The 13448-nt window shown below is 63.1% G+C and carries 2 protein-coding genes; both read right to left on the reverse strand.

What is annotated here, in order from left to right; translation table 11 throughout:
* Nucleotides 1-101: 101 nt before the first annotated feature.
* Nucleotides 102-1064: an alpha/beta hydrolase gene (locus tag AC0IXA_RS24795; protein ID WP_471814676.1), complete on the reverse strand. Its 963-nt coding sequence runs from the start codon at nucleotides 1062-1064 to the stop codon at nucleotides 102-104.
* 69 nt (nucleotides 1065-1133) lie between these two features.
* On the reverse strand, nucleotides 1134-13448 hold the full coding sequence (locus AC0IXA_RS24800; protein ID WP_471814677.1) for a non-ribosomal peptide synthase/polyketide synthase: 12315 nt from the start codon (nucleotides 13446-13448) through the stop codon (nucleotides 1134-1136).

A 13448-nucleotide genomic window follows, 5' to 3' on the forward strand; every position in this document is an offset into this window, starting at 1 on the left:
CGCAGGAGCTAGCGTTTTTTGCTTACTTTTTTTGGCGCTTGTAAAAAAGTAAGTCGCCGTCAGGCGAAACCGCCAGCAGCCGCTACCGAAGCAACGGATATTCACCCAATCTCAAGAGCCCGCGCAAGCGCCCCACCCACCCGCAAATAAACCTCCAGAACCCCAGGCACCACCGTCCCCAACCGCAACAAATCATGAGTCAACCCGGCACAAACCTCGACCTCGACCTCGACCCCCTGCCCGCGCAGCCTGTCGACATAAGCCTGCCCCTCATCCAGCAACGGATCAAACCCGGCAAGCAGCACAATAGCCGGCGCAACCCCGCGCAGATCCTCCGCCACCAACGGCGAAAAACGCCAATCCAGATAATCCTCCGGCCCTCGCGCATAGTGCTGATAAAACCACTCCAGCGTGTCGTTCTCGAGCAAATACCCCTCGCCAAACAACAGCCGCGAATCATGCACCCGCGAAGCATCCGTCACCGGATAACACAACAACTGCGCCTTCGGCGCGATAGCCACCGTGTGCGGCTGCCGCACAGCCTGAATCGCCAGCACCGTCGCCAACGTGGCACCCGCGCTATCACCGCCAAACGCAACGCGCGAACCATCCAGGCCGAGGCTCGCAGCCTGTTCCGCCAGCCAGGCCAAAGCGTCCTCGCCATCCTCCAGCGCCGTCGGAAAGCGATGCTCCGGCGCCAGTCGATAACCGACCGAGAGCACCGCACACGGCGTGCGCTGGCAAAACTCGCGGCAGACGCCGTCGTGGGAATCCAGACTGCCGACCACAAACCCGCCACCGTGGAAATACACCAGCACCGGCAGCGGCGATTCAACACCGTTGGGCCGATACAAACGTAACGCCAGCGCCGCACCGTCACGGGCCAGTGTCTCAATCTCGCTGACTTCAAGATCCTGCGGCGCCGGCCAGCGCAGTTGCGCGGTGGTCTGTTCGAAGGTGGCGCGGGCCTCGCTCGGGGTCAGTTGGTGCATGGCCGGCAGGCCGGCGTCCTGGCTGTCTTGCGCCAGGTCGAGGAAAGCTTCCAGATCAGGGTGTAACGACATCGTTAAAAATCCTTGTATCCGCAATAAGACGGGCGCGCCTGGGCAGCGCCCGCGCAAAAGACCGGGCGATCAACCCACCCGCGCCATGCAATGTTCGATCAACGCTTCAAGCTCGCGCTGGTAATCGCTCATCAGCGCATCCATGGTGCCGGCGCGGTAACGCTGGCTGCTGTAAATGCAGCGCAAGGCCATTTGGCCGTCATAGACCTGGCCGACGATTTCCAGCCAGTTGCCCAGATTCGCCTTGAGGCTGTAGTTGTCCCCGGTCTCTTCCAGTGCCGGCACCAGCAACGCCTGTTCATCGAAGCTCTGGTCGAACTGCCCGAGGTAATTGAACGTCACCCGTGCCTGCGGCAATGCAGCCAGTTGCGCGGAGATTTCCGGCCCGGCCAGATGACGCAGCACGCCATAGCCGATGCCCTTCTGCGGTACGCCCGCCAGTTGCGCCTGCACATCGATGATCGACTGGCCGATGTCGTCGCCGTCCGGGCGCAAACGCACCGGGAACATGCTGGTGAACCAGCCGAGGCTGCGGCTCAGGTCGATCGATTCGAAGAGGTCTTCGCGCCCGTGCCCTTCGAGCAGAATCAACGCCGACGGTTGCTCGCTCCAGCGGCACAGGGCGCGGCTGAGCGCTGACAACAGCAAGTCGTTGATCTGCGTGCCGTACACCGCCGGGGCCTGTTTGAGCAGTTGTTCGGTGTGCTCGCGGGACAGTTTGAGCCGTGCCTGCGCCTGTTGCCGCACGAGGTTCTTGCCGCGCGGGTTGTCGCACGGCAGATCAACGCCGGGCTGATCCAGTTGCTCCAGCCAATAGCTCAATTCCTGCTCGGCAATCACCGGCGCCTGCGCCTGCAATGCCTCGGCAAACGAACGATAACTGCTGGTGCGAATCGGCAGTTGCGGCGCCAGCCCCTGCACGCACGCCTCATAAGCGACTTTCAGATCGTCGAGCAGAATCCGCCACGACACGGTGTCGACCACCAGGTGATGAATCACCATCAGCAACCGCGCCTGACCATCCGGCAAGGCTACATGCATGACCCGCCAGACCGGCCCGTCGTCGAGTTTGAGGCTGCGCTGCGCGAGGTTGGCCAAGGCTCCGACCTCTTCGCTGCTTTGCGCTTCACGGCGCCACAGCACAGCCTCGTCGGATGCGCTGGTGCTGTAGCGCTGCAACCAGCGCCCGCCGTTGTTGGAAAAACGCAGGCGCAGCGAATCGTGATGTTGTTCGATCAAGCCCAGTGCCTGTTCCAGTGCATCAAGATCCAGCGGTTGACGTGCGCTGAGCAGCAACGACTGGTTGTAGTGATGCGCCTCGGCCATGCCTTCGGCGAAGAACCATTGCTGGATCGGCAGCAAATTGAACGCGCCCTCTGCGGCAACCTGAGTCAGGTCCGGCAGCGCTTGCCCAGCGCCCTCCTTCGCCACTTGCTGCTCGAGAATGCCGGCGATGGTTTGATAGCGCATCAGATCACGCAACTTCAGCTCCATCTGCAGCGTCGGGTGGTTTCTCACCCGCGAGATCACTTGCAGGCTGAGGATCGAATCGCCGCCCAGTTCAAAGAAGTTATCGCTGATACCGACCTGCTCGACCTGCAACACTTGCGCCCAGATTTCCGCCAACAGGCGTTCCTGCTCGGTGCGCGGGGCAACATATTCGTCGCTTTTGAACTCCGGCTCCGGCAGGGCCTTGCGATCGAGTTTGCCGTTGGGCGTAACCGGGAACGCGCTGAGGCAGACGATCTGCGCCGGCACCATGTATTCCGGCAGCGAAGCACGCAGCCCGGCCTTGAGTTCATCGCCGATATCATCACCCGTGGCGGTGACCACATAACCGATTAGTTGCTTGCCGGAGGCATTGTCGCGGGCAATCACCAGCGCATCGCTGACCGCCGGCAACTGACGCAGGCTGGCCTCGACTTCGCCCAGCTCGATGCGGAAGCCACGCACCTTGACCTGATGGTCGATGCGCCCGACGTAATCGACCACGCCGTCCGCGCGGCGGCGCACCAGATCGCCGCTGCGGTACAGGCGCTCGCCCGGGGCAAACGGGTTGGGCACGAAGCGCTCGCCGGTCAGATCGGGGCGGCCGTAGTAACCGCGAGCGACGCCGTAACCGCCGATGTACAACTCACCGGCAAAACCCGGCGGCAGCGGATTCAGATCGTCGTCGAGCACGTACAACGAACGCGCACCGACCGCGCGGCCGATCGGCGCATACGCCGCTTCGCAGTGCTGGCTGATGGCGACTTTCCAGAGCATCGGCGTGACCACGGTTTCGGTCGGGCCGTAGCCGTTGGTGAAGAACTGCGGACGCAACGCGGCTTTGACCTGTTCGAAGGTCTGCTCCGGCACCGCATCGCCACCGAAGCAGTAGATGCGCACTGGCGGTGGTGCGATGCCGCTGGCGGCGGCGTACTCGGCGAGTTGTTTGAGATAGGCCGGCGGGAAGCAGGCGATGGTCACGCCGTAATCGTGCAGGGCCTGATAGGTCTGCTCCGGGGTCCACAGGCATCCGTCGCGAATCACCAGACGACCGCCGCTGTACAAGGTACTCAGCCAGCGTTCGTGAGCGCCGTCGAAAGCGAACGACATAAAGTGCAATTCGCAACTGCTGGCGTCCATTTCGTACAACTCGGCGATCGCCTGGCAGTGCATGCTCAGCGGGCCTTGAGTAACGGCCACGCCTTTCGGCCGTCCGGTGGAACCGGAGGTGTAAACCAGATAGGCCAGGCTCTGCTCGTGAACATCGCAGACCGGGGCAGCATCGCTGTAGAGACTGCGATCGAGTTGATCGATTTCCAGACGCCGCACGCCGTTAGGCGCCGGCAACGTCGCGCGCAGGCTGGTTTGCGTCAGCAGCAGGGCCATGCGCGAATCTTCGATCATGTACGCCAAGCGCTCGGGCGGATAATCGATGTCCAACGGCACGTACGCCGCACCGCTCTTGAGCACGGCGAGGAAGCTCACCAGCATTTCCAGCGAACGCGGCAATGCCACGCCGATCACCACTTCCGGACCGGCGCCGTGGGCGATCAGGCACTGCGCGAGTCGATTGGCCTGCCGCTCCAGCTCTGCGTAGGTCAGGCTTTCGCCAGCGCATTGCACTGCGATCGCGTCGGGCTGCTGTTGCGCATGACGGCTGATCAGCTCCGGCAACAGGCGAGGCTCATGGCGGTGCGCCGGCTCGGCACTCCAGGTCTGCGCCGCTTGCCATTGTTCGGCGGACAGACGCTGCAAGTTGCCCAGCCGCTCATACGGCGCGGCCATCATCGCCGCGAGGGTGTTTTCCAGGGTCAGGCGAATGCCTTCTACCGCCTCGGCGCTGAAGTGGCTTCGCAGGTACAGGTACTCGATCGACAACTCATCGCCGAGCATCACCGCAAGGTCCATCGGCACGTTGGTCACGCCGTGGCCGATTGATTTGCCGAAGGTCAGCTCGGTGTCGGTTTCTTCCTGCAAGCGTTCGTCGATCGGGAAGTTTTCGAACACCACGATGCTGTCGAACAGCGCCTGACCACCGAGGTTCGACCAGCGCTGCACATCGGCCAGCGGTGCCTGGGAGTAATCGCGAATGTCGAGGTTGTAGGCCTGCACTTCACCCAGCCAGTCGGCCAGACGCTGATCGGCCTGTGGGGTCTGAATGATCGGCAAGGTGTTGATGAACAGGCCGAGCATGTTGCCGACGTTCGGCAGACTTTCCGGACGCCCCGATACGGTGGCGCCGAAGGTCACCGTTTGCTGGCCGGTGTAGCGTTGCAACAGCAGCAGCCACGCGCCCTGGATCAGCGTGTTGGGGGTGATGCGCAGGTCGCGGCAGAACTCCAGCAGGCGTGAGGTTTGCGCTTTGTCCCAGTTCGAATAGATAGCATCGTGACCGGTAACGTCGGCGCTGTGACGCGGGTGCATCGCCTGACTCAGCGCGGTCGGTTCGTTGACCACCGCCAGACGCGCCTTCCAGAACAGCTCCTGGGCATCCTGATCCTGCGCCTGCAACCAGGCAATGAAGTCGCGATAGCGGCCGTTTTCGCCAGTCACCTCGCCCGTGGAGTAGTACTGCAAGACCTCGCCGAACAACCGCGAACTGCTCCAGCCGTCCATCAGGATGTGGTGGCTGGTCCAGATCATCTGGTACTGCTCGTCGCCCAGCTGCAGCAGGGTCACCCGCTGCAATCGTGCTTCAGCCAAGTCGAAGCCCAGCGCACGATCAGCGCTGGCGAACTCGGCAATCGCCGCCTCGCTGCAGTCCTGCTCACGCCAATCGAGCACCTGCATCTGCAGCGGCGCCTGGCGATGGACGACCTGCAGCGGTTTGGCCAGGCCGTCCTGCCAATGGAAACTGGTGCGCAGGATCGCCTGACGCACAATGATGAACTCCCAGGCCCGGCGGAAACGCTCAACGTCGAGGCCCTTGATCGGCAGGCTGACCTGTTGCACGTAAAGGCTGCTGCCGTTATCCGACAGGGTGTGGAAAAGCATGCCTTCCTGCATCGGCGACAGCGGATAGACGTCTTCGATCAGCTCCGCCGGCACCGGCAAGGCATCGAGCTGCGCCTGATCCAGTTGCGCCAACGGGTAGTCGGCAGCGCTGGCGGATTGCGCGTCTGCAAGCGAAACCACTGCGGCCAGTTTCTGCACCGTCTGCTGCTGGAACAGGTCTTTGGGCGTGAAGCAAATGCCCTGCTGACGCGCGCGGCTGACCAGTTGAATCGAGATGATCGAATCACCGCCGAGGGCGAAGAAATTGTCGGTCACGCCGACCTGCTCGATCTTCAGAATGTCCTGCCAGACCTCGGCCAGCTGCTGCTCCAGCGGCGTCGACGGCGCGACGTAATCGCGTTGTGCCTGGCTGGCATCCGGTGCCGGCAAAGCCTTGCGATCAAGTTTGCCGTTGGGTGTCAGGGGCAATTGTTCGAGGAACAGCCACTGCGCCGGCACCATGTAGTCCGGCAGATGCGCCTTGAGCGCGGCTTGCAACTCAGCACTCAGCGCGTCCAGTTGCGCGGGGCTTTGATCGGCCTCGGCCGGTACCACATAAGCCAGCAGTTGCTGGCCGCCAACGCCGTCGACCGCCAGCACCACGCCTTCGCGCACGCTGGCCTGGGCCAGCAGACGCGCTTCGATTTCACCCAGTTCAATACGGAAGCCGCGCACCTTGACCTGATGGTCGATGCGGCCGACGTATTCGATTCGGCCGTCATCCAGCCAGCGCGTCAGGTCGCCAGTGCGGTACATGCGCTCGCCGTTACTCGCCAACGGGTTGGGCACGAAACGTTCTGCAGTCAGGCCCGGGCGCAACAGATAGCCACGGGTGATGCCCTCACCGGCCAGATACAGCTCCGCTGCGATGCCGACCGGCGCTTGCTGCAATTGCTCGTCGAGCAGGTACGCAGTGGTATTGCGCAATGGCCGGCCGATATTGGCCTGGCCACCGAGTTCGCGGCGGGTCCAGGTCGAATACGTGGTGTCTTCGGAAGGCCCGTACAGGTCGTAAACGTGGGCGACCGAAGTTTCGCGGTACAAGGTGTCGACCAGCGCCTGCTTGAGCGGCTCGCCGGCCAGATTGATGATGCGCACGCCCAGCGGGATCTGGCCGATGCGTTGCAACGCGGCAATCGCCGACGGCACGGTGTTGATCAGGCGCACCTGATCACGCTCGGGCAAGTCCGGCAGCTCCAGGGCATTGCGCGCCATGACCATGGATCCGCCGCGCGCCAGGGTGACGAAAATCTCCCACACCGACAAGTCGAAGCACACCGACGTCGAGGCCAGCACGCCTTGCAGATCGTCCTCGCTGTAGACCTCGGCGGACCAATCAATCAGCGCCTGTACGTTGCGATGGGCGATGGCCACGCCTTTCGGTTTGCCGGTGGAACCGGAGGTGTAAATCACGTAGGCAAGATTGGCCGAATCGGCGCGCGCCGGCAGGTTGTCCGGTGCCTGCGCGGCGAACGCCTCGCCACCGGCCTCGACCAGCACCACGTGTGCTTCGCTGGACGGCAGTTGCACCAGCAACGCATGCTGGGTCAGCAGGACTTTCGCCTGACTGTCATCGAGCATATAGGCCACGCGGTCGGCCGGGTAGTCCGGGTCCAGCGGCACGTAGGTGCCGCCGGCCTTGAGCACTGCCATCAGGGCGATCACCAGTTCCGCCGAACGCGGCAGCGCCACGCCAACGCGCACTTCGGCGGTGACACCCAGCGTCACCAGATGCCGGGCCAACTGGTTTGCCCGCCGGTTCAATTCGCCGTAGCTCAGGGCCACGCCGGCATGACTCAACGCCAGTGCCTGCGGATGTGCTGCGACCCTTGCTTCAAAGCTCTGCGAGATCAAGCGCTCGGCCGGATAAGCCGCGTGATTGTCGTTCCACTGCGCCAGCGTCTGCCGTTCGGCCAGCGGCAGCAGACCGATCTCGCCAAGTGCCCGCTGCGGCGCTGCGATAAATTGCTCGAGCACTTCACGCAAATGCGCCGCCAGAGCGAGCACGCAGCGCTCGGCAAAGTGCTCGGTGAGGTAGTTGAAATCGAGGTTGAGCACTTCGCTGGCGCCGGCAATCAGGGTCAGACCGTAGTTGGTCTGCTCGCGATGCTCCAGACCGGAAAAACGCAGCCCGCCCGGATTGGCCTCCAGCGCTTCGGACACCGGATAGTTCTCGAACACCAGCAAGGTGTCGAACAGCGCTTCGCCACTCAACGCCGCCAGACGCTGAATGTCCTGCAACGGCGTCTGTTCGTAGTCGCGCAACAGCAGGTTCTTGTCCTGCACGCTGCGCACCCAATCGCCAACGCTGAGGGTGGCCTGCGGGCTGGCGATCACCGGCAAGGTGTTGATGAACAGGCCCAGTTGCTCCTCGATGCCCGGCAAATCCACCGGACGCCCGGATACCGTGGCACCAAACGCAACGGTGGCCTGCCCGGTGTAGCGCTGCAACACCAGCAGCCACGCGGCCTGCACCAGACTGTTGAGGGTCACCTGTTGCTGACGGGAGAAGCTGTTCAGACGCTGGGTCAACGCTTCATCGAAATGCAGACGATGCATCCGTTTGCCCGGCCCCGGCACGGTGCGTCCGTGACAAGCCGACGCCAGTCGGGTCGGCTCGTCGAGTTCGGCCAGTTGCCCGCGCCAGAAGTCCTGCGCGGCTGCCTTGTCCTGGCCTTGCAGCCAGACCAGAAAATCGCGGTAGCGGCCCTGTGCGCTCGGCACCGGCTGGCCGGCGTAATCCTGCAGCACCTCGCCGAACATCCGCGAGTTGCTCCAGCCATCCATGAGAATGTGGTGACAGGTGAAAATCAGTCGATGGCGATCGTCGGCAGTGCGCAACAGGCACAGGCGCAGCAGCGGCGGATTCTGCAGATCGAAGCCGCGCTCGCGGTCGGCCTGCGCCCGCGCCTCAAGCACCGCCGGCAGATCAGCGGCATCGCGTACATCAACTTCCGGCATTTCCAGGGTCAGTTGGCGATTGATCACCTGCAACGGCGCGTCAAGGCCATCTCGGCCCCAGATGAAACCGGCGCGCAGCACTTCGTGGCGATCGACCACCCTCTGCCAGGCTTGCTGAAACCGCGCAACGTCGAGGCCGTCGATGTCCAGCAGCATCTGATAGACGTAGGCGCTGGCGTCGGCGTCGTACAGGCTGTGGAACAGAATGCCCTGCTGCATCGGCGCCAGCGGATAAATGTCCTCGATGCGCTGGGCGGCGATCGGCAGGCTGTCCAGATGCGCCTGGGACAAACCGGCCAGGGGCACATCGGACGGAGTCAGCCCCCCGGAATGACTAAGGCAGTGGTCGATCAATTCGCTCAGCGCCACTTCGTAGGCGCGGGCCAGCGCGGCGATGGTCGTCTCTTCGAAGACGTCACTGCTGTAGGTCCAGGTCAGGCTCAACTGGCCCTGATAAACCCGGCCATCGATGGTCAGCCAGTTGGCCATCGGCGCGTTTGCGTCCTGACCGGCGCCCTTGTCTTCGGTGGCAGGCCGCCACAAGGCGTCTTCATCGAAGTTGTTATCGAACTGGCCGAGGTAGTTGAACGTCACCTGCGGTTGCGCCAGTTCACGCAGTGCCGCTTGTGCTTCGGCGGTGCCGAGATAACGCAGCAAGCCATAGCCGATGCCCTTGTTGGGGATCGCGCGCAGTTGCTCCTTGATGCCTTTGATCGAGCTTTCCAGACTTGCATGTGGCGTCAGGCGCACCGGGAACATGCTGGTGAACCAACCCACGGTGCGGCTCAAATCGATGTCATCGAAGAGGTCTTCGCGGCCATGGCCTTCGAGCTGCACCAACGCGCTGTCGCTAGCGGTCCACTCGCAGAGCACCCGCGCCAGTGCGGTCAGCAGCAGGTCGTTGACTTGAGTGCGGTAGACCGCCGGGGCCTGTTGTAGCAGCTGGCGAGTGCGTTCGGCGTCCAGCCGCGTGTCGACGCTGCGTTCGAAGCGGTTGTTCAATTGGCCCTGCGGATTATCCAGCGGCAAACCGAGCGGCGCGTCGCGCAACTGCTCGCGCCAGTAGCTCAGTTCGCTGCCCAGCGCCGCGCTGCGCGCATGCTCTTCCAGGCGCAAACCCCAGCCCTTGAACGCGCTGGTCTTGGCCGGCAGGTGCACGCGCTGTCCGCTGCTGATCTGCTGATAGGCGCTTTGCAGGTCTTCGAGCAGGATTCGCCACGACACGCCATCGACCACCAAGTGATGAATCACCAGCAGCAGACGCTGACTGGCGTCCGGCAAATCGATCAGCGCCGCGCGGATCAGCGGGCCGTTGTGCAGGTCGAGGCTGCGTTGCAGGTCCAGGCACAGCGCTGGCAACGCCGCGCTGTCGTCCAGCGTGAAAGTGCGTAACAACGCTTGTGGCTGATTCGCCGCGCCGTGGCTTTGCTGCCAGCCCTGCTCGGTTTGGCGATAACGCAGACGCAAGGCGTCATGCTGCTTTTGCACCTGCGCCAGGGCCTGTTGCAGCGCCGCGGCTTGCAGGGTTTTCGCCGGGGTCAGGAGGATCGACTGGTTCCAGTGATGCCGCGCCGGGATGTCACTGTGGAAGAAATACTGCTGGATCGGCGTCAGCGGCGCGTCGCCAAGCACTTCGCCCTGCTCCGTCTGCACCGCGTCGCTCTGCTGCGCAACGGTGGCCAGACGCTGCACGGTCTGATGCTGAAAAATGTCCTTGGGCGTAAAGCGAATGCCGGCCTGCCGCGCGCGGCTGACCACCTGAATCGAGATGATCGAGTCGCCGCCCAGCTCGAAGAAATTGTCGTGAAGCCCGACCCGTTCGACCTTGAGCACGTCCTGCCAAATCTCCGCCAGACGCTGTTCCAGTTCGCTGCGCGGCGCGGCGTAGGCCTCTTGCACCTGCGCAACGTCCGGCTGCGGCAGTTGTTTGCGATCGAGCTTGCCGTTGGCGGTCAGCGGCAGTCGGTCGAGGAACGCCCAACTGACCGGGACCATATAATCCGGCAGGGTTTCGCGCAGGTGCGCCTTGATCGAATCGCGAAGCGCGCCCTGCTCGTCCGCGTTCAATGTCTCAACCGGCACGACCCAAGTCGCCAGTTGCTGGCCGCTGAGGCCGTCCACCGCCAGCACCACCGCTTCGCGCACCTGTATATGCTTGAGCAGTTGCGCTTCGATTTCACCGAGCTCGATGCGGAAACCACGGATCTTCACTTGGTGGTCGATACGGCCGATGTACTCGATCACTCCGTCGCCGCGCAGCCGTGCGAGGTCGCCGGTACGGTACAGACGCTGGCCGGCCTTGCGGTTGAACGGGTCGGGCACGAAGCGCGTGGCGCTCATGCCGGCCTGATTCAGATAACCACGGGCCAGACCGGCGCCAGCGATGTACAACTCACCGATGCAGCCTTGCGGCACCAGGTTGAGCGAGCTGTCGAGCAAGTACCACGACAGGTCGACAATCGGCGCGCCGATCGGGCTGCTGTGATTGCTCTGCAGATCCGCCAGCGACAACGGCCGGTAGGTCACGTGCACGGTGGTTTCGGTGATGCCGTACATGTTGATCAGCGTCGGCGTGCGGTCGCCAAAACGCTCGAACCACGGACGCAGATTCTGTACTTCCAGCGCCTCGCCGCCGAACACCACGTAACGCAGGGCATTGCTGCGCGCAGATTCACAGGCAACCTGCATCAACGGCTTGAATGCCGACGGCGTCTGGTTCAACACCGTGACGTTTTCATCGCACAGCAGCGTGTAGAAATCCTCCGGCGAACGGCTGACATCGTGCGGCACCACCACCAGTTTGCCGCCGTACAACAGTGCGCCGAAAATCTCCCACACCGAAAAGTCGAACGCGTAGGAATGGAACAGCGTCCAGCTGTCCTGCGGGCCAAAATCGAACCAGTGCTCGGTGGCGCTGAACAGGCGCATCACGTTGCCGTGCGGCAGTAGCGCGCCCTTGGGTTTGCCGGTGGAACCGGAGGTGTAGATGACGTAGGCCAGATTGTCCGGCGTGGTCAGGCATGGCGGGTTGCTTGCGATGCCGTGTTCCGGCGTTTGATCCAGATCGAGGCAGATCAGCCCCGGCGGCAGCGGCAATTGCCCGAGCAAATGCCCCTGGGTCAACAGCAATTGAATACCGCTGTCGTCGATCATGTAGCTCAAACGGTCATCCGGGTAGCTCGGGTCCAGCGGCACATAGCCGCCGCCCGCTTTCAGCACCGCGAGAATGGCGACAATCATCTCCAGCGAACGCTCCCCCGCCACGCCGACGCGCACATCCGGGCCGACGCCGTGCTCGAGCAGCGTATGCGCCCACAGGTTGGCGCGGCGATTGAGCTCGGCGTAAGTCAGGCGTTGCCCGGCACAGCTCACCGCCACCGCATCGGCATGCCGCTCGGCCTGGAGCTCGATGGCTTGCTGGATGCACTGGGTCAGCGGTTGTTCAATCAGCGGCGGATTCCATTGCGCCAACAGCTGTTGCTGCTGGCCGGCGTCGATCATCGACAATTGGCCGATGCGCTGGCTCGGCTCGGCGACGATCGCTTGCAACAGCGCGGTCCAGTGCTGCGCCAGGCGCTCGATGGTCGCTGCGTCGAACAGGTCAGTGGCGTACTTGAGCACCGCTTCGATGCCGTGCGCCTGTTCGGTGGTGTTGAGGGTCAGGTCGAATTGCGCAGTCTGGCTCTGCCACTCCAGCGGTTCGATGTTCAGGCCGTTCAGGCGCGTGGCGACGCTCGCACGGCGCTCGGCCTGGTGGTTGAACATCACCTGGAACAGCGGACTGTGGCTGAGGCTGCGGCCCGGTTCCAGCGCTTCGACCAGTTGCTCGAAGGGCAAATCCTGATGCGCCTGCGCCTCCTGCGCCGTCTGTTTGACCTGACGCAGCAGTTCGATAAACGGCAGCTCTGCGTCGATGTCCGCCTTGAGCACCTGGGTGTTGACGAAGAAGCCGATCAGGCGCTCGATTTCCACCCGGCCACGGTTGGCCACCGGCACGCCGACTCGGATGTCGCTTTGCCCGCTGTAGCGCTGCAGCAAGGCCTGAAACGAAGCCAGCAGCAACACGAACAGGGTGACGTTTTCCTGCCGGGCAAACGCCTTGAGGGCATTGCTCAGCGCCGGATCAAGAATCAGGTTATGGCTGGCGCCGGCAAAGCTTTGATCGACCGCGCGCGGGCGATCCAGCGGCAGTTCCAGCACCGGTTGTTCGCCGCCGAGCTTTTCCTGCCAGTAGGCCAGTTGGCGCTCCTGCTCACCGGCCTCCATCCACTGGCGCTGCCACAAGGCGTAATCGGCGTATTGAATCGGCAGGGCCGGCAGACCGGCGTCGTGACCGAGGTTGAACCCGGCATAGAGCTGCACCAGTTCCTCGATCATCACTTGCAGCGACCAGCCATCGGAAACGATGTGATGCAGGGTCAGCACCAACACATGCTCATCCGGGTTGACCTGCAGCAGCGCGGCACGCAGCAACGGTCCGTGCTGCAGGTCGAAAGTCTTTTGGCTCTGGGTCTGAACGAAAGCCTCGATCGAGTGCTCCGGGTCATGCGCCAGATCAGTGCTCAGGTGATGAATATCGAGGGTAAAAGGTCCTGCGGGCAGGACCACTTGCAAGGGTTGCGCGCTGTCTTGAGAGAACACCGTGCGCAAGGTTTCGTGGCGTTCGATCAGCGCCGCAATGCTGCGTTCCAGTGCCGGCACATCCAGCGGCCCTTGCAAGCGCAGGGCCGTCGGAATGTTGTAGGCCGCGCTGTGCGGTGCCCACTGCCAGAGGAACCACTGGCGCTGCTGAGCGTAGGACAGCAGCAACGGCTCTTCAGCCGTGCGCTTGAAAACCGGGGCAATGTCAAAGAGGTTGACGCCTTTCTGCTTGAGCAGAACCGCCAGAGCCTTTCTTTGCTTAGCCGAAAGTTGTCCTACCGACTCGATTAACTCTTGCAC

Source organism: Pseudomonas sp. AC083 (assembly GCF_979253165.1).